Source organism: Acinetobacter sp. NIPH 2100 (assembly GCF_000369805.1).
Classification (GTDB): domain Bacteria; phylum Pseudomonadota; class Gammaproteobacteria; order Pseudomonadales; family Moraxellaceae; genus Acinetobacter.
The window spans coordinates 1,710,475-1,729,838 of sequence record NZ_KB850224.1 but is presented as its reverse complement, the minus strand read 5'-3'; the positions used below and the strand labels follow the sequence as shown (position 1 = coordinate 1,729,838).

Annotated in this window: 19 protein-coding genes; 6 read left to right on the top strand and 13 right to left on the bottom strand. The window is 40.1% G+C overall.

Annotation, left to right across the window (positions count from 1 at the left end):
• Window positions 1-27 precede the first annotated feature (27 nt).
• The 3 genes from F887_RS18645 (at window position 28) to F887_RS10000 (ending at window position 1,399) form a co-directional block, all read left to right on the top strand.
• On the top strand, window positions 28-204 hold the full coding sequence (locus F887_RS18645; RefSeq protein ID WP_005293659.1) for a hypothetical protein: 177 nt from the start codon (window positions 28-30) through the stop codon (window positions 202-204).
• 95 nt (window positions 205-299) lie between these two features.
• The gene (locus tag F887_RS09995) at window positions 300-620 is read left to right on the top strand and encodes a hypothetical protein (protein ID WP_005293655.1); all 321 of its coding nucleotides are present in this window, start codon (window positions 300-302) and stop codon (window positions 618-620) included.
• 101 nt (window positions 621-721) lie between these two features.
• Complete coding sequence (locus tag F887_RS10000; protein WP_005293652.1) at window positions 722-1,399, top strand: DUF421 domain-containing protein; 678 nt, start codon at window positions 722-724, stop codon at window positions 1,397-1,399.
• A 32-nt stretch (window positions 1,400-1,431) separates the two neighbouring features.
• Here the strand turns inward: F887_RS10000 and F887_RS10005 are convergent, their stop codons facing one another.
• From F887_RS10005 to F887_RS10030, 7 genes are all read right to left on the bottom strand, one after another.
• Window positions 1,432-1,659, bottom strand: a complete 228-nt coding sequence (locus F887_RS10005; RefSeq protein WP_005152576.1) for a hypothetical protein — start codon at window positions 1,657-1,659, stop codon at window positions 1,432-1,434.
• Between the two features lie 51 nt (window positions 1,660-1,710).
• Window positions 1,711-2,139, bottom strand: a complete 429-nt coding sequence (locus F887_RS10010; RefSeq protein WP_005293649.1) for a hypothetical protein — start codon at window positions 2,137-2,139, stop codon at window positions 1,711-1,713.
• A gap of 279 nt (window positions 2,140-2,418) precedes the next feature.
• On the bottom strand, window positions 2,419-2,673 hold the full coding sequence (locus F887_RS10015; RefSeq protein WP_005293647.1) for a hypothetical protein: 255 nt from the start codon (window positions 2,671-2,673) through the stop codon (window positions 2,419-2,421).
• A gap of 184 nt (window positions 2,674-2,857) precedes the next feature.
• Complete coding sequence (locus F887_RS18640; RefSeq protein ID WP_005293645.1) at window positions 2,858-3,019, bottom strand: hypothetical protein; 162 nt, start codon at window positions 3,017-3,019, stop codon at window positions 2,858-2,860.
• A 544-nt stretch (window positions 3,020-3,563) separates the two neighbouring features.
• A complete protein-coding gene (locus tag F887_RS10020; protein ID WP_005293641.1) occupies window positions 3,564-4,106 on the bottom strand; it encodes a glycine zipper domain-containing protein in 543 nt (180 codons plus the stop codon).
• Between the two features lie 250 nt (window positions 4,107-4,356).
• Complete coding sequence (locus tag F887_RS10025) at window positions 4,357-4,836, bottom strand: hemerythrin domain-containing protein (protein WP_005293635.1); 480 nt, start codon at window positions 4,834-4,836, stop codon at window positions 4,357-4,359.
• An 83-nt stretch (window positions 4,837-4,919) separates the two neighbouring features.
• The gene (locus tag F887_RS10030; RefSeq protein ID WP_005293633.1) at window positions 4,920-5,372 is read right to left on the bottom strand and encodes a hypothetical protein; all 453 of its coding nucleotides are present in this window, start codon (window positions 5,370-5,372) and stop codon (window positions 4,920-4,922) included.
• A 350-nt stretch (window positions 5,373-5,722) separates the two neighbouring features.
• Between F887_RS10030 and F887_RS10035 the strand changes: the two genes are divergently transcribed.
• Together F887_RS10035 and F887_RS10040 are read left to right on the top strand one after the other, a co-directional pair.
• Window positions 5,723-6,175 carry a hypothetical protein gene (locus F887_RS10035; protein ID WP_005293630.1) on the top strand — a complete coding sequence of 151 codons (453 nt, stop codon included), beginning with the start codon at window positions 5,723-5,725 and terminating at the stop codon, window positions 6,173-6,175.
• A gap of 82 nt (window positions 6,176-6,257) precedes the next feature.
• The gene (locus F887_RS10040) at window positions 6,258-7,583 is read left to right on the top strand and encodes a D-serine ammonia-lyase (RefSeq protein ID WP_005293628.1); all 1,326 of its coding nucleotides are present in this window, start codon (window positions 6,258-6,260) and stop codon (window positions 7,581-7,583) included.
• 59 nt (window positions 7,584-7,642) lie between these two features.
• Here the strand turns inward: F887_RS10040 and F887_RS10045 are convergent, their stop codons facing one another.
• The gene (locus tag F887_RS10045) at window positions 7,643-8,542 is read right to left on the bottom strand and encodes a LysR family transcriptional regulator (protein ID WP_005293626.1); all 900 of its coding nucleotides are present in this window, start codon (window positions 8,540-8,542) and stop codon (window positions 7,643-7,645) included.
• A gap of 249 nt (window positions 8,543-8,791) precedes the next feature.
• Between F887_RS10045 and F887_RS10050 the strand changes: the two genes are divergently transcribed.
• On the top strand, window positions 8,792-9,940 hold the full coding sequence (locus F887_RS10050) for a YbfB/YjiJ family MFS transporter (RefSeq protein ID WP_005293623.1): 1,149 nt from the start codon (window positions 8,792-8,794) through the stop codon (window positions 9,938-9,940).
• A gap of 5 nt (window positions 9,941-9,945) precedes the next feature.
• Here F887_RS10050 and F887_RS10055 read toward each other — a convergent pair whose 3' ends face one another.
• The 5 genes from F887_RS10055 to F887_RS10075 all read right to left on the bottom strand — a co-directional run bounded on the left by F887_RS10055 (window position 9,946) and on the right by F887_RS10075 (window position 19,222).
• Complete coding sequence (locus F887_RS10055) at window positions 9,946-10,572, bottom strand: NTP transferase domain-containing protein (protein WP_005293621.1); 627 nt, start codon at window positions 10,570-10,572, stop codon at window positions 9,946-9,948.
• Window positions 10,569-13,349 (bottom strand): nitrate reductase, encoded by a 2,781-nt coding sequence (locus F887_RS10060; protein WP_005293617.1) that lies wholly within the window; start codon window positions 13,347-13,349, stop codon window positions 10,569-10,571. Before F887_RS10060 ends, F887_RS10055 begins: the two co-directional genes overlap by 4 nt.
• Window positions 13,350-13,663: 314 nt before the next feature.
• Window positions 13,664-15,283, bottom strand: a complete 1,620-nt coding sequence (nirD, locus tag F887_RS10065; RefSeq protein ID WP_005293614.1) for a nitrite reductase small subunit NirD — start codon at window positions 15,281-15,283, stop codon at window positions 13,664-13,666.
• Between the two features lie 11 nt (window positions 15,284-15,294).
• On the bottom strand, window positions 15,295-17,841 hold the full coding sequence (nirB, locus tag F887_RS10070; RefSeq protein ID WP_005293611.1) for a nitrite reductase large subunit NirB: 2,547 nt from the start codon (window positions 17,839-17,841) through the stop codon (window positions 15,295-15,297).
• 28 nt (window positions 17,842-17,869) lie between these two features.
• Complete coding sequence (locus tag F887_RS10075; RefSeq protein WP_005293610.1) at window positions 17,870-19,222, bottom strand: MFS transporter; 1,353 nt, start codon at window positions 19,220-19,222, stop codon at window positions 17,870-17,872.
• Window positions 19,223-19,364 lie beyond the last annotated feature (142 nt).

The window sequence follows — 19,364 nt, the reverse complement described above, 5'->3', positions numbered from 1 at the left end:
ATCTAAAACCAAATGAGGTGTACGATCATGAGTAATACAAATAATCAACGCAATGAAGAGCGTAATAATCCACAGCAGCAAAACCAAAACAATGACAACCGTCAACAGCAGCAACAACAGCAAAATGACAATCGTCAACAACATGGATCTCATCAAAAAGATGAAAACCGCCAAGGATCAAACCAAAATAATCAACAGAAATAACTTCTGATTATTTTTTGATCCATAGATATTTAGGAGAATAATAAAAATATTCTCCTAAATTTTATCTAATCTGCAAAGTTAGCTGGAGAATTATCATGACAAATCCGAATTTAACCAATACCAATAATCAAACTTCACGCGTAAATATCGACCCCAATGATCATTGGCGTTCAAGTTATGCGACGCGCCCTTATTATCAAGAAGCTTCACTCGATACACCAGATCTTGATTATGACCGAGATTTTTCCAAAGCTTATGAGCTTGGTAGTCGCGCACGTGCTGAGCATGACCGCAATACCCAGTTTGAGGATGTTGAAGGAAACCTCAAAGAATCATGGGAAGAACTAAAAGCTGAATCAAGACTGAAATGGGAACAAGCCAAGCAAGCCATCAAAGATGCTTGGGATCGAATATAGAATCACTTACGCTACAAAAAATGAGCTTATTGGAAACATAAGCTCATTTTTATTGGGTAAAATATATACACTTACTAATGATAAGAAAGAGTATCTAATTAATGGATTTAATGGGTGTTTTCCTCCACGACACAACTTGGACTCTTGTTCTGGAAATTATCATTCGTTGTTGTGTGATGTTCCTTCTTATCCTAGTTTTTCTCAAACTTTCAGGTAAGCGTGGAATTAGACAATTATCTATCTTTGAAGTTGCCATCATCCTTAGTCTAGGTAGTGCAGCTGGTGATCCAATGTTTATTGACGATGCACCAATTGTTCAAGCATTCGTAGTTATGTGCACGATCATTATTCTCTATCGCTTTGTCACCTGGACGATGATGAAGAGTAAAAAAGTGGAAATTCTTTTGGAAGGAAAACCTCTGTGCATCGTGGAGGATGGGTTATTAGTGATACAAGACATGCAAAAGGAAAAATACTCACATGATGAGTTCTTTGCTGAAATGCGTCAGAAAAGTGTAGAACACTTGGGACAAGTCAAAGTTGCTTTACTGGAAACAGATGGCTGCCTAAGTATTCTTTTTTATGCCAAGGAAGATACCAAATGGGGATTACCCTTATTCCCTCAACATTATAAAAAGGCAGATAATATAAATACTCAACGCTATTATTCTTGCATGTATTGTGGCTTGACCCAGCATTTGCTTCACTTAGAGCAAGAATGTACACGTTGCAACAGCAAGGATTGGGCTGAGTCGTTGCTAACACCACATATCAGCTAAATCTCACTTGATGTACTCAATCCTTCTCAATGTTAAGTGCCGATTCTAAAAGTTTTTCCAGTTCGTGGATGAGTAAATGTTAAGTCCTCATTGAGTTGAATCACCGTATCTCTAATGACTACTTTAGACAATGGTGACCATGCTAAGTTACCGACCACTAAATCTGTAGCAGGTTCCATTTCATAAATTTGCTCGACAATAATTTTATCGCCTGTCTCACTGCTGGCATCAACTTCTTTTAGCATATATTGCTTTACCATTTACAAACCCCTTCGATATAACTTAGTCAAGTTTGAGTAAAATTTAATATATTAAACGGACTGCTTATCCTTGAAATATGAAACAATTGCATCACCGTTATTTTTTGATCTATTCACAATGTTTCCAACATCATCATAATGATAGTCAGGCACAATCACCTTACTGTTTAAGTTAGATATTTTTTTACTCTTGGATATTGTGACTTTCTCAATAAAACTGGCAAGCCATAGAATATATTCGGTTCTATTTTTACTTTTAGGTAAAATACTAATATCCAAACTTAATGGTAAATCTTTTGAATTCATGAGTAGATCTTCAAAATTTATATAGTTATAAAGTATCTTAAAATCTGTTTCTTTTATTTCAATCCGCAGCTCAATCATTAAATTATTTAGATCTTCTAAAGGTTCATCTACAAAGCCTTTTGAATCTTTAACATTCAAATATATTTTTTCCGCTAATTTTAAATATTGAGGCATGAGATTATTCCTTTATTTTTTCTATTATGCGATTTTGCTCTATTTAAAGTAATCGATTGTTATTATTGTTTTGACTTATGCTACTAAAATAAAAATTCGTATACATAAAAATTACACGATAAGTGCCAAACCTATCACTATAGATAAAAAATGCATACTGCATCACATAAAAGTAAAATCTAGCCTTACATTTATTTTTCCCAAAACGCCTGAAAAAGTTGAAGTTATTGCTCAAGCTTCAACTTTTTCCTATAGATTTATTATATTGAGTATGAACAGCTAAGGGGTTTGCTGCGAGGTGGCGCTGCCCGTATGAGCATCTGATGTGCCATCTTGATTTGTTACAGGTGCTGAAGCATCATGCTGCATATCATCGTGTAGCTGATTACTATTTGGCACAGGTTCAGTTTCCATCGAATGCGGTGTGGTTGTTTCCTGTCGAAGTGCTGAATTATCTGCTGTTTTGTTCTTTTCACATGCTGCAAGTGTGAAAACAAAACTTAATGCGATACTTTTCACAAGTAAATTCTTCATTTTCATTACCTCTCGCTTGTTTAAGATTTCACTAAAATAGATAGAAAATTATTAGCCATCAAAATGATGATTTGATGCGATTTCATCACTATTTTTTCGATTATCTCTAAATATTCCTTTAGTTATACTGTATGACTACGGGGTGATATAAAAGAAGCTTGTAACCAAGCTTCTTTTCTCAAGTCTATTTCAGGTACTTACTCAGCACCTTTTTCCCCTTAACTTCATCACTCAGGTTAATATCCTCATCTCTTTTCTCACCCGATAATTTGGTCTTATCTTTATGAGACTTATAATAGCAGCCTAAAGCAACACCTGTTCCTAAAGTAATGATTGTCTTCAACATGTCACACCTCATTAATATATTTCAAAAACCTTATACTGACTTTTTTTCATGTAACTTTCCCTCCTATTTATTTTAACTTTCTTAAAGAATGAAATTTTATGTAATTAAATTAAAAACTCAAATACAACAAAAATAATGTAACAGCCTTAAAAACAAGGATTTATATTTTTAAATAAAATATTAACCAAACATCCAGAAACAAGTTTAATTTATAAAAGATCGTGCATTAATTATAACATTGAGACTAAAATTTAAATTGAAACGAAATCTAGAATCACAGGTTTTGTTAGATGTTTCAAATATCACTCTGCACAGCTAAATATCAATTTAAAAAATTGAGGTGAATCCCCCCCTCAGTTTATTTTCTTTCACCCCAAAACCCCTTATAGAAAAATAAATATTTCATCTATTATTTACTGATGAATCCCGAAAAATCATACAGACCATTTTCATTTATAGACATATAAAATAACAGCAAATATTCCTTGTATAAAAAACCCTATTCTTTTAAGAATAGGGTTCTAAGCCCGACCAATGCCGATCTCTATTTGCTATGCTTACTATTTCTATTCCAAGCATCACGTGAAGCATGTTTTGCTTCTTCCCAAGATAGGCGTGATTCAGCTTTGGCCTGTTCCCAGTTAGTTCTTAACTCGGGTTCAACCTCTTCAAACGCCACATCTGGATCATAACCATAACGTTTTTCGTAACCCACTCGATAGGCATCTCGATAATCTCGATCATAATCTAGATTCGGATATTTGGCGTTTGCATCATTATAATAAGGCTGATTCAGATAGTTTTCACGCCAGTAGGCATCTTCGATCGTAGGGTCTATGGCTTCTCCTACAGCTTTTCCAGCCAAACCTCCTACAACTGCGCCTACAGCACCACCCACTAAAGTCCCTACTGGACCGCCAACACTCCCTACGACAGCACCTGTTGCTGCACCACCTGCAGCTCCAATCCCAGTCCCAACTGGATGTGAACCAGGCTCACCTGTAATCGGATCGGCATTTAGGTCTTCTTTTACTTCATCTGGTGCATTTCTAATACGTTCACGATCATAATCATCTTGGTTTATCATCTTTATTCTCCTTTAAGAAAATAATTCACTCAAAACAAAACTCTCAACTGGAATTTGAATAAATGAATTGTTTGTACTTTCACCATAAGCGAGTTATTTGTTAAAAACAGTGATAAGAATTTTCTTTAAGTTAATGTTTATCACTTATGGTAAATAGAGAAACATCTTGAAATAGGATGAGATTGTTAAATGATTAAACTCAAAAAACCCTCATATTGAGGGTTTAAGGATTCCATACACTTCTATTATTTTAAGTCAGACTATCTTTGTCTTTATTTAAATATTTTATATATTCTGCGTGGTATTTCTGAGCTAACTCTTTTTTCTGCTGCTCAGGCAAAATTTTCCCTGCTTGTTGAAAAAAGCGATGCTCTTCTTCCTCTAAATGATGATGAACGACATGGGATAATTTTTTAGCAATCGCAAGCCATCCAGTATGACTAAATTCAGTTTCTGTCAGCTTTTCCAGCAGTTCATCCATTTCATGATGCTCTGATAAGGCATGACGGGTAATATTCAATCCTGCATCTGACATCATTAGTGGAATGTATAAATATCGATCTTCTGCCACAGCATGTGCAAAAAGTTCATTTTTCAGAAGCTCAAAAAGTTCTCTTCTTTCTTCACTATCACCCGATGTTCTAACTAACTTTTCAGAAAAATTTCTTTGTTTTTCATGACTTTCACGTAAAACTTCAAATATTGTCAATGCATTCTCGCTTGTTGGCATATCCTACACCTTAATTTGAAAGACGTTTTGTTGTTCTAATTCATACGAATTTAAATCAGTCATATTGAAATTCTTTATAAATTTCAAATGCCTTTAATTTCGTCAGCGAAATCATCACTTCTAAAGTAAGAAATAATTCTTTCCCCGCTATGCTCATTTCTTATGTCCAAAATAACATTTGGATCACTTTGAAAAGTAAATTCTGGTGGGATATCCTTATGTATCGGTGGTAGACGTTTCACACCGCCTTCTGTAATTTTTTCAATAAACCCCGCAAGCCATAGAACAAACTCATCCTTGTGCTTATAGCTTGGAATAAGACTAATATCCAGACTGATACGACCATCTTTTGCGGGTTCTTTAAAGCCATCAACAAAATCGATATAGTTGTAAACTAGCTTTAAATCCGTATCGATTAACTCTTTACGAATCTGCTTGATGATAAGATTTAAACAGTCTTGTTTATCAATCATAAACTTATCATTTTGCTGAAATTTTCTATAAATATTCTCAGCAATTTTCAGATATTGAGGCATTTTTTTCGATCCTCTCAAGTGATGTACTTAGTTTTATTATGAAATGGAAATTATTCTTATTTGTAATGATTCACTTTAAACTTGTAAATAGTATGATCATTATGCAACTTTTTAACATTTCGTAATAATAGCCTCTACCTCTTTGGCTTATAAATTTCAGATTCCGTGCGCGAAAGGCAACAGAAAGTACACCTAAGATTTCACGTATAAAACAATCATTTAATCAAGATCAATTTAAATTACATCAGCTCATAGTTTTAACAATTCAACAAATAAATTTAGTTAAATCTTACATTTAAAGCGCTTAACTTAAAAGAATACGTATTACTTCAAGAATGAGAAGGAGAGAAATGGCTTATCAAAATGATATTCAAACCCTCACAGCGATTGCTGAGGCTTTTCGCGAAGCATTGGATCATGTCACACATGGCTTTATTACAGGTGTATTCAGCAAGTTCCCAAAAGAATGCGGTGCTGATGCCTGTGATCTATTGCAGTATTACTTGCTGAATGTTCATGCGATTAAATCAGACTATCGAGTCGGAAAGGTTCAAATTTCACCTCAAGCACCCGAAATTGCGCACTGCTATCTGCTCGTGAATGGCATCATTATTGATATTACTGCTGATCAATTTCATCAAGAGTGGTTTCCCAAAGTAATTGTATGTGAAAGTAGTGAATATCCACTGATTCCTTATTTTAAATATGTTCGCAGCAAGTCTGGTCAAACCCTGCTTCCATTAAATGATTATTTGCAATCTATCTATGGGCAAGTGATAAAAATTTTACAGGCTAAAGTGTGAGAAACAGTACATCCAAGTGCCAAATTGCTTTAGGCTGTACCTCGTTCAGTATTCACTTTCTTTAAATTTTTTGAGTACGCTTATGCAGTCAGAACAGATCCAACAACTTGTAGCAGAATATCCAATTGTTAAAGACCTGATTGAGCTCAAAGAGACAGTTTGGTTTAACCCTGATTTCACCACGCTAGATGAAGGTTTACCTTATGTTGGGCTTAATCAATCTGATATTGATGATGCCCGTGACCGTTTAGCACGTTTTGCACCTTACTTGATGGCTGTCTTTCCAGAAACATTTGCAACAAAAGGTATGATTGAATCTGAGCTGATCGATATCCCGAATATGCAACAGCATCTGGAGGCTCACTTTAATCAAAAAATAGCTGGAAAGTTATGGCTTAAAAAAGACAGTCATCTCCCCATCTCTGGATCAATTAAAGCACGTGGTGGTATCTATGAAGTGCTTTATCGAGCGGAGCAACTTGCCATACAAGCTGAACTACTCAGCGTTCAAGATGATTACACCAAGCTAAACAGCCCTGAATTTAGAGATTTTTTTGGTCAATATAGTATTGCCGTCGGTTCAACAGGCAATCTCGGATTATCAATTGGCATTATGAGCGCAAAATTAGGCTTTGATGTGACGGTACATATGTCAGCAGATGCCCGCCAATGGAAAAAGGACAAATTACGTTCACATGGCGTAAATGTCATCGAATATGACCAAGATTATGGCGTAGCTGTAGAACAAGGCCGAAAAGCAGCATCAGAAAATCCAAATTGTTTTTTCATTGATGATGAAAACTCTCACACTCTATTTTTAGGGTATTCAGTCGCGGGCGAACGCATAAAACAACAATTAAGACAAAAACAGATTGTTGTTGATCAAGATCATCCTCTATTTGTTTACTTGCCTTGTGGTGTTGGTGGCGGCCCAGGTGGTGTTGCCTTTGGTTTAAAAATGGCATTGGGCGATCATGTGCATTGTATATTTGCAGAACCTACTCATTCCCCATGTATGTTACTCGGCGTATCCACTGGTTTACACGATGAGATTTCGGTTCAGGATATCGGCATTGACAATATCACTGCTGCTGATGATTTAGCCGTGGGTCGTGCCTCTGGTTTTGTTGGTCGCGCCATGCATCGGCTGTTAGATGGTTTTTATACGCTTGATGATCAGAGCATGTATAGCTTACTCGGAATGTTAAATCAGTCTGAGCAAATCAAACTCGAACCTTCTGCATTGGCAGGTATGTTGGGTCCGATTTTAGTCAACAGACATCAAAGCTATGCGGCTTTACATCAATTTACTGAGCAGCAGTTACACAATGCCAATCACATCGTTTGGGCAACAGGCGGTGGCATGGTTCCTACACAGGAAATGGAAAATTATCTGGCAAAAACCTAAAGATGCTTTAGTACATTGTAGAGAAATAGAGAGTTCCCACCTCTCTATTTTTCTTTGTGCTAAACCAGTATTTCTTCTGTTTTCTCAACAGGTATTGTGCGTTGTAAATGATCAAAAAAATGATGCATGTTGGTTACCCATTTGCTCATCGCAGCATCGGCAATTAAATAGGTATTGATTTCAGAAAAATCTGCGTCGATTTCATGAATCATCACACTCTGCGCATAATGCGATTGCTGGATATAGCTGATAGGTAAAATTGCCACACCAACATCAAGACTGACACAACTGACAATACCATCCAGACTTCCCATTTCAATCACATTGGCCGCAGGTAAATGATGTGTTGATAGGAATAAATCAATTGCTTTTCGATAACTACAGCCCTGTTTAAACGCAATAAATTTTTTCCGCGCTAAATATTCATTTGAGAGCTGTTGTGGCGAATTTTTCGAAGTGATAAACACTAATTTTTCCGTCCAAACATGAAAATTAAACACACCTTCTATTGGTGCATGATTGGCTACAAATGCGCAATCCAACTTAGATGCTTTAACTAAATCAATGAGCTCTCGGCTTGGCGCAGTGGACAAAGCAAAAGGAAAATCTGGAATATACTGCTGTAAATCACGAAATAAAGACGGAAGACGGACTGCCGCTGTGGTTTCCATACTCCCTATTTCTAAAGGAAAATTGGCAGCAAGCTGAGTGTTGCTAAAGGTGTCTAGCAGCTCTTTTTGTATCCGAAGCATTTTCTCTGCATAACCATGTAATTGCACGCCTGCTCTTGTTGGTTGTATTGGATTCTGACGGTGTAGTAATTCTACATTCAGTTCTGTTTCTAGTTTTTTGATATGGCTGGTGACATTGGACTGCACCGTGTGCAACACCTTTGCCGCGTCAGAGAAGCTTCCCAACTTCACTACCATTGCAAAAATTTCTAAAGATTTAATTTGCATCGCTATCACTATTAAAGATAGTTGGTATCAATTCAAATCATTTTACATGATTATCAACTCTTGTTTAAATTTTATTGAATTTCTCATGATGCAAAGATGATTCAAAATGAACACCTCTAAACTTATACTTTTAATCTGTATCTTAAGTTGTTTCAGCTATGGGCTTTATTTGTTTGATTACAAATTTCTTGCCAAAGCAAAATCTCTAGAGCACATGAGTCATAGCGACTAACTGTAGGGACAAGCCTCATGACCAAGCTTGAGAAACACAGCAACAGCTCACTACAATCAGCAATCTGTGCAGCGCTGATTATGGCAATTGGGATGGGATTTGGCCGCTTTGCATTCACAGCGGTCTATCCACATATGATTGAGGAAGGCATTCTAAGCTTGCATAGTGCCAGTGTCGCTGCATCAGCTAACTATGCTGGCTATTTGTTTGGGGCTTTATTCGCAATCAAAATTCAGTCACAACATAGTTATTTCAGCTGTGTACTCGCAACTGTTGGCACCGCATTTTGTCTAATCCTTCTTGCCTATGTAGATGTAAATTCGATCATTATTTTTATTCGTGCTTTGGCAGGTGTATTCAGTGCCTTAGCGATGATTTCAGCCTCTTTATGGCTGTTGGAACAACAGAAACAAGCGCATCAAGCCCCTATTTTATATGCCGGGGTTGGTCTTGGCATCGCCTTATCAGCTGAACTTTTGACTTTCGGCTCACAACTTGGGTGGCAGAGTAAAAGCTTATGGTTATTGCTTGGGCTGTCCAGTTTTGTCCTTGGCTTCGCTGCTCTTGTTGGTTTATCTCGAGCTCAGCCCAGACAGGTTGTAGAGTTGCATCTATCTCATACCAATACTAAATTGCCCAAAGCCGTCGCACTTATTCTGATTTATGCCTTGGCAGGCTTTGGCTATATTATCACGGCAACTTATTTACCCTTGCTGGTCAAACAGGCCTTACCGAATATTGATGCAGCACACATCTGGGCGATCTTTGGTTTAGGGGCGATTCCTTCCTGTTTTTTTTGGCATTACCTACATCACAGACTTGGGACTCGAGTCGCTTTATCTTCTAATCTGGGATTACAGGCTGTTGGTGTTGTATTACCCATCATGCTGCCAACCGCTTTAGGCTATCTGTTGAGCGCATTACTGGTGGGTGGTACCTTTATGGGAACTGTGACCATTGCTATGCCCGTGGCGCAGCGAATCGCACGTCAAAGCAAAAATAATTTAATTGCTATCATGACCGTCGTCTATGGCCTCGGTCAAATCATCGGGCCAATCACAGCAAATGCCCTATTTACAATCTATCATACGCTCAACAGTTCACTGATAACCGCAGCGACTGCATTATTGATTGCAACACTGATTAGCCTTAAATCAGTTAAATAGATCTATTAACCTGAAATAGATTGCTTAAAAACCTTCATCTGCTTGTATTGTTGCAACTCATCTAAGGAGTTAATGCTATGACAAAACAGGCTTTGTTTTTGAAATGTGACCGTCTGTGCATTCAATTGTTTAAAACAATCTCGCAAGCTGAGTTTTTTCTCAGCGATTGCTTGTTCCAGCACCGACAAACTTTCTCGCTTTAGCAAACAAAATGGATATAAAGCATCTCCATTCATTGTGACGTACGCCACCTGTGCTTGAGGAGTCTTGTGTAAAGCTCGATGAAGTTTGACTAAAACCTGATTTGGTATATAGGTGACGTCGCATGGAATAAATAAAACATAGTCAGATTCTACATGTGACCATGCGCTTTTCATGCCCATTAATGGGCCTAAAAAACCATGCTGATCATCGGCATAGCATTGAATATCTGGTTCAATCTGTTGGTAAATCGAACGATCACGATGGCTATTCACCCAGATATGTTGTACTTGGGTCTTAAAATGTTCAGAAATTTTTAACAGTTGAATCTGATCATCAAACTGTTGCAGTAGCTTGTTCACGCCATTCATGCGGCGCGCTTGCCCTCCCGCCAAGATCACCAGATCTGTAGCGGGATATTCTGTATTCATGCTTCTGCCTCCAGTTGACAGGTTTTGATCAAGCCACGAATTTCAGGTAAGCAGGAACCACAATTTCCGCCTGCTTTTAAACATGCAGTGACTTGTTTTTCATGCGTGATATTTTGCGTTTTAATGGCTTCAATAATCTTATTTTTACCCACTTTAAAGCAACTACAGACCAAGGGTCCATCATTATTTGCAGCGGACATTGGCATTCCAGCCAGCAGTGCTTTACGATGCAGGGCACTTAATCGTTCACGTTTAAATAGGCTAGCCACCCAATCCCGATCAGGCAATAGATCGGCAGGTGCGATATATAAACTGGCAACCAGAATACCTTCTTTTAAAATCACACTATGACTGAGTTGCGATGAAATATCTTCAAGGCTTAACCATTCATAAGTTTCATCGACAAAAGGTAGGAAGCTTTTTAAATTCTTTTGGGTTTGATCAATACTCTGACGATCAGCAATTTCATAACGAATCGCTTTTGCAGTTTTGATCTTGGTCCACCATGCACAATTTTGCAATGAAGCTTTGATATGATGTTCAAAACCTTCACGTACATAGAGCACGCCTTGCCAAGTGGTATGAAACGGCTGAATTGCAACAGGGGTATGTTTAAATTCAGGTTCACCTGAAATAGCATCCACCACAGGATTGACCACTTTACCAATCCGCGCATCAGAAGCGACTTGCTCAGTCCAGTGAATCGGTGCAAAGATTTGGCCACGGCGCACCCCTTGTGCCAAGGTCACACGCAGCACACAACGCCCCCATTCCGAGCGAACTTCGACCAAAGCTTTATCACGAATACCAAATTTTAACGCATCATTCGGGTGAATCTCACAAAATGGTTCAGCGCGGTGTGTGGTGAGGTTTGCCGATAAACCCGTGCGAGTCATGGTATGCCACTGATCACGGATACGCCCCGTATTCAACACCAAAGGATAATCTTCAGAGACCGCATGCACTGGATCTATGGCAACGGTTGGAATCAATTTGGCTTTTTGGTTTTTATGGCTAAAACGACCTCGATCAAATAACTGCTCCACCGCAACACTTTGACCTTTCTCCCATACAGGCCATTGGATTGGGCGTAGATGATCATATTCATCCAGACTTAAATTCATGAGACCTTTTAAATTGAAATAACGGAAATTTTCAACTTGCTCACGTTGATCAACACTGGCATTTTGATAAGCCGATAAAGCAGCATGTTCATTAAAAATGTCACAGGAATGATTAAAATCAAAACCATTAAATCCTAGTTTTTTCGCAACCTGTGCAACTGCCCACCAATCGGCTTTGGCTTGTTTTGGCGGAGTTAAAAATGCACGTTGACGTGAGATACGGCGTTCAGAATTGGTGACTGTGCCATCTTTTTCACCCCAACCCAGCGCGGGTAACAATACATCTGCATAAGCCGTGGTATCGGTATCTACACAAATATCAGAGACCACGACAAACTCACATTTTTCCAATGCACGTTTGACTTGATCTGCATCGGGTAAGCTCACCACAGGATTGGTTGCCATAATCCAAATCGCTTTGATTTTGCCACTTTCCACTGCTTGGAATAAATCAACTGCTTTTAAGCCTGCTTGCTTGGCAATCACAGGACTGTTCCAGAAATCTTGTACCAGTTTTTGATGTGAGGGATTGTCCAAATCCAGATGCGCAGCCAACATATTAGCGAGTCCACCCACTTCACGACCGCCCATGGCATTGGGTTGACCGGTCATAGAAAATGGCGCTGCACCTAATTTGCCAATTTTCCCAGTCAGTAAATGACAATTGATAATACTATTGGCTTTGTTCACCCCTTGAGAGGACTGATTAACGCCCATTGAAAATAGCGTAATCACTTTCTCCGTCTTGGCAAATTTATCAAAAAACAGTTGTAATTTTTCTGCGGAAATTCCTGTCCGTTTCACTAGTCCATCAAAATCTTGTTCGCTGGTACTCGCAGCTAAAAGTGCCGCTAAACCTTCGGTATAGGTCTCAACAAAATGCTGGTCTATACAATCATTGCGATATAAATACTGAAACAAGCCATTAAATAAAGCCACATCTTGACCAGGTAAGATTGGCAAATGTAAATCCGATTGCTCGCAGGTACTGGTAAAACGAGGGTCAACCACCACCACAAATAAATCTGGATTCTTACTTTTGGCCTGCATGATGCGTTGATACAAAACAGGATGACACCATGCAGTATTGGAGCCGACTAAAACTACCATGTCAGTATGTTCAAAATCTTCATAACTGGCTGGAACAATATCTTCACCAAAAGCACGTTTATGCGCTGCAACCGCAGATGACATACATAAGCGTGAATTGGTATCAATATTGGCAGTGCCCAAATAGCCTTTTACAAACTTATTCACCACATAATAATCTTCTGTCAGCAACTGACCTGAGACATAAAATGCAACACTGTCTGCGCCATATTGATCAATACAGGCTTGAAATTGATCTGCAATTTTCTCGATGGCTTGATCCCATGTAGTGACTGTGCGATGGTTTTTACGGCCAAACATCGGATGCAAGACACGAGTTTCCAAGCCCAACGTATCTGCAAGATTACTGCCCTTGATACACAACCGTCCAAAGTTTGAAGGATGATTCATATCACCGGCGACTTGTACCATCGTGCCATGCGTTTTATGTTGAACACTGACATCCACACCACAGCCCACGCCACAATAGGGGCATGTTGTTTTTGTTATGATTGTTTCTGCTTGATCGGAGCGACTGTGTTCTAAATTTTGAATACTGTTCATGACTGCCCCTTTTACCTCATTAATCCACTGAACTCTACGCCCAACAAAAGTCTTTCTGAGTTCTTCTCCAGTTTCAGCTTAAACAATCTTTCTAAAACTAGATTTTTCTCATCACACACTACCGTGACAGGCGGCATGGATGCCGCCTTGTTGAACTGCGGTAGCAAGGACGTACCGTCAGTTCAACAAAGGATTTTTGTTACTTTTCATCCTTGAAAAGTAAGGCAATGCCTTTACAAAAAACATCTGCTCATACATGCAATATGCGGCAATACCATTAACAATTAATCTATTCTTCACAAAAGAATTAGCTTTTACCCTGCCTTTTTCATTGCAAAATCCTTACCAAATAACAGCTTGTTTCTAAATGTAGAAACGGGTGTTTGATCTGCAATCAACTCGGCATACCACATGCCATCTTCCGTATCACCAAACAGAACCGCACCAATCACTTTGTCTTTTTGGATAATGATACGTTTATAAATTTGACGTTTATCATCATTAAGGATGATGTCTTCATAATCCTCTTTCGGTTCAAAATTCCCAGCAGAGAATACGTCGACACCACTCACCTTTAACTGTGTTGGTACGGTTGGTGATTTAAAGGTTAAGCTGCCATGTTCAGCCAAATGCGTTGCACAAATAAAGGCTTGTCCCCACAGTGGTTCAACCAAACCAAAAGTTTGATTACGATGCTCGATGCATTCGCCCACAGCATAGATACTTGGATCAAAGGTTTGCATGGTATCATTCACCAAGATGCCACGATTACAACGTAGTCCTGCACTTTGAGCCAAAGCAATATTCGGACGAATCCCAACAGCAAAAATGACTAAATCTGCATCTAACACAGTTCCATCTTTAAGGCGGACTTGACTGACATGCCCCTCTTCACCAATCAATGCTTCGGTATTGGCTTCGGTAATGATATTGATACCCTTTTGCTCAATACTATGGCGCAACATGCGGCTGGCACGACCATCCAATTGACGTTCCATAATTCGATCCATCAGGTGTAGAACCGTCACATTCATGCCACGTTGTTTCAATCCATACGCCGCTTCCAGACCCAGCAAACCACCACCAATCACCACGGCATTCTTCTTGGTTTCGCAATATTTGATCATGGTGTTTACATCATAAATATCACGGAAGCTGATCACGCCTTTTAAATCCACACCTTGCACAGGTGGAACAAACGGTGATGAACCTGTTGCAATGATCAAACGATCATAATCAACGCTTTCGCCTTTCTCGGTATGTACCACTTTGCGAGTACGATCAATTTTTACCGCAGGATCATCCGCGATAAATTTAATCCCTTTATCGCGATACCATGCATGTGGATGCAGCATGATGTCATCAATGGTTTTTTCACCTGAAAGCACTGGTGACAGCATAATACGGTTGTAATTGCCCCAAGGTTCTTCACCAATCACCGTCACCTCATAGCGATCTGGTGCCATGTCCAGTAAATCCTCTAAGCAACGCATACCCGCCAGACCATTGCCAATCAGCACCAGTTTCAGCTTTTCTTGCGCAGCGCCATTGTTGGTAATATAGGTTTTTTGCGGAACAGAACCGACCCAAACACGACCATTTTCAATTTTGGTTGGAAAAACCAATAACTTTTGGTCTTTATCTTCCAGACAACGACCCGTCGCTAAGCTGAAATGTTGCTTATAAATTGGCGATGCAATCACACGTTCACCTTGTAAATCGCCAATAATGCCACGGCACATTACGTTGGCTTGGCTGAACGGATCCTTATTGCTTAAAGCATAAATACGTTTTTCATGCCCAACACGGAACAGTGCAACCGATTGACCTTCAATCAATGCGCCTACGCCTGTATTCGGTGTGATGTCATCCAGAGCACACACCTCAACCCATTGATTTTCTGGCAGCATATCGATGTTCTTTAAACTGGTCATTTGAGTTCTCCTTATGCTTCAACCATTGGGATACGATCTTCTGAGCGCTCGGCATCATTTAAAGGGCGAATCTGATCACGCACTTGAGTAAATTGAATATGTGGATCGGCTTGCTCTTCTGCACTGGCGTTGATATAGGTTTGGAAACGTTTACGAATCTCAGGGTCTTCAACCGCAGTACGCCATTCATCTTGATAAGTACCAATCACATGGCTCATACGAAGTTCTAACTCGTCAGCAAGCCCTAGCGAATCATCGACAATCACCGATTTAAGATAATCCAAACCACCTTCCATATTGTCACGCCATACACTTGTGCGTTGTAAACGATCGGCGGTTTGGATATAGAACATAAAGAAACGGTCGATATAACGAATCAAGGTTTGGGTATCAAGATCAGATGCCAATAGCTCTGCATGACGTGGTTTCATGCCGCCATTCCCACAGACATATAGGTTCCAGCCTTTCTCAGTTGCAATCACCCCGACATCTTTACCTTGTGCTTCGGCACATTCACGGGTACAACCTGACACGGCCATTTTCAGTTTATGTGGTGAACGTAAGCCTTTATAACGATTCTCAAGTTCAATCGCCAAGCCAACAGAATCATCGACGCCATAACGACACCATGTACTACCGACACATGATTTCACGGTACGTAATGATTTACCGTAAGCATGACCTGATTCAAAACCTGCTGCATTGAGCTCTTCCCAAATAAACGGGAGTTGATGGATTTGCGCACCAAATAAGTCGACCCGTTGTCCACCTGTGATTTTGGTATACAGGTTATATTTCTTGGCAATTTGACCGACAGCGATTAAACCATCTGGTGTGACTTCACCACCTGCCATACGTGGCACAACCGAATAAGAACCATCTTTTTGAATATTGCCCAAATAGTAATCGTTACTATCTTGTAGACCCGCATGGCTTGGCTCAAGTACGAAATCATTCCAGCACGATGCCAAAATATTGGCCGCCATCGGCTTACAAATATCACAGCCTAGACCATGACCATGTTGATGAATCAAATCATCAAAAGTCTTGATTTCATTGACACGGACCAAATGATAGATTTCTTGACGTGAGTATGGGAAGTGCTCACAAACATGGTTATTCACCGTTACACCTTGGCGTTGCAGTTCAGACTTCAACACTTGCGTGACTAAAGGTGCACAACCACCACAAGCGGTCGCCGCTTTGGTACATTTCTTCAATGCACCCAAAGAGGTTGAGCCATCACAAATCGCTTGGCAAATATCAGCTTTAGAGACGTTATTACATGAACAAATGGTTGCACTATCTGGCAGTAAATCGACACCACTGCCACCTGCTTTCGCACCTGAATCCGCAAAGCCAGGCATGATCAAACTTTCAGGCGTTTCTGGAAGCGTCAAACCATTCAACATCATTTGCAGAAGATCATTGTATTCTTTGGCATCACCGACCAATACAGCACCAAGCAATTTGGTTTTGTCTGCGTCCACTACGATCTTTTTATACACCAAGCTATCTTCATCAGCATAGAAATAGCTGAGTGAGTTTGGCGTCATCCCATGCGCATCACCAACGGATGCCACATCAACACCCATCAATTTCAATTTGGTGCTCATATCTGCACCTGCGAAACAATGCGTATCTTCAGCAAGGATATGTTTTGCAGCGATTCGTGCCATGTCATAGCCAGGTGCAACTAAGCCATAGATTTTGTTATCCCACAATGCACATTCACCAATCGCATAAATATTGTCATCTGAGGTTTGGCAATAATCATTGATTTTAATCCCGCCACGCTCACCCAATGCTAAGCCACTGACACGCGCTAATTCATCACGCGGGCGAATCCCTGCCGAGAATAAAATGATATCGGTTTCAAGCACGCTGCCATCTGCAAACTTCATGGCATGTGTGGCACTTTCACCCGCTTCAATACATTGCGTGGCTTTTTGGGTATGAACTTTAACCCCAAGATTTTCGATTTTACGGCGCAATACTTTACCGCCAAGATCATCAATCTGCACTGCCATCAAACGCGGCGCAAATTCCACCACATGCGTTTCCAGATTTAAATCACGTAGTGCTTTGGCTGCTTCCAACCCCAATAAGCCGCCACCAATCACCACACCTGTCTTTGCATTTAAACTTGCTGCACGAATCGCATCCAAGTCCTCAATAGTACGATACACAAAGCAGTTTTCACGATCATTCCCTGAAATTGGGGGAACAAAGGCATATGAACCTGTTGCTAATACCAATTTGTCATAATGAATCACATCACCGAAATTGGTGGTCACTGTTTGCTCTTTACTATCAATTGCAGTTGCTTTGGTATTCAGTCTTAAATCAATACCATGTGCGTCTGCAAAATCAAAACGAGCCAGTGATAAGTCTTTTGCTGTTTTACCAGAGAAGTATTCAGTCAAATGTACGCGGTCATAGGCAATGCGTGGTTCTTCAGCAAGAATTGTTATTTCTAATTCATCATCAGCTTTCTCTAAGATGGCTTCGATGAATTTATGACCCACCATACCGTGACCAATCATCACTAATTTCATTGTGTTTCTCCTAAAATCTGATCTTTGATTAAGCTGCGCTGCTTTGTTCTGAACGACGTTCCAACATGGCTTGCTCAAACAGCTGTTGTTCTTTTTCTTTGTGCTCTACTGAAAACCGAATGAGCATTACTGAGCTTGCAGCAATGACCACCAAGCCACCTAAAACCATTAAACAGGTTTGAATATCGACCATACCTTTCAACAAGAAGCCTGCTGCAACTGCACCCACATTGCCGCCTGCACCAATGATGCCTGCGACACCACCCAAGGCTTCACGATCAATAAATGGAACCAAGGCATACGTTGCACCACATGCCATATGGGTAAACAAAGCAAAGATGGTCATACTCAGAATTGCAAGTGCTGCGCTATTCATATGAGCAAATAGCATCAGGAATAACCCCTCACCCAAGATCAGGATAAATAAGATTTTAGTGCGACCATCCAAACCTTTTTTCAGTGCAACTCGATCCGAGACAATACCGCCAAGCGCACGGGCAAACAGGGCCAACAAACCAAAGATTCCTGCCGCTAAACCTGCCTCTTTTAATCCATAATTAAAATTCTCGACGTAGTACATCGCGATGATGTTGTGCATAAAGATTTCAATGCCAAAGCAGGCTGCATAAGAACAGAACAGGATCCAAACGCGATAGTTACGAGCTGCATGCATCAAGATTGCCATACCACCTTTCTTGTCGCTGCCAACCACAGCACCTTGTGCACGTAATTCTTTAAAGTTACCTTGTGGGCTGTCTTGAGTCAGTTTCCAGTAAAGAATGCCGACAATGACCATCATCACACCTGGCACAATCAACGCAATTCTCCAGCCCATGGTTTGTTCAACACCGAACATCACCAAGGCGGCAAGAAGTAATGGCATTAGTGCTTGGGTTGCTCCACCACCTGCATTGCCCCAACCTGCGGAAGTTGCGTTGGCAGTACCCACTACATTTGGTGCAAACATAATGCTGGTATGATATTGAGTGATCACAAAGCTTGCGCCAATCGCACCAATCAATAAGCGGAAAAACAGGAAGGATTCATAACTATTCGCTGCCGCAACACCAAACACGGGAATGCTGCCCAACAATAACAATGCTGTGTAAGTTTTACGTGGCCCGTACTTATCACACAGCGGACCGACGATGAGACGAACCACAATCGTGATTGCAACGGCTGCGATATTGATATTGGCGATCTGATCTTTGGTGAGATGAAACTCACCAGCAATGACTGGCATTAACGGTGCGCAGGCGAACCACGCAAAGAAGCAAACGAAGAAAGCAAGCCAACTCATGTGGAAGGCCCGCATTGCTGGTGCTGAAAAGTTAAATAACTTGATTGATGTGGCTTTTTTCGCCGATAAATCTAAAGACATTGCCATCTCCCATACTGAACGTATCTTGTGTTGTTGATACATCACGCTGTATCAACAAACCGATCAGATCGGACATCGTTGGCCGTCTTACAATTTTTAGAAGTCATCTTTGACTCAAGGAATAGTTAGCAAATGCTGTGCC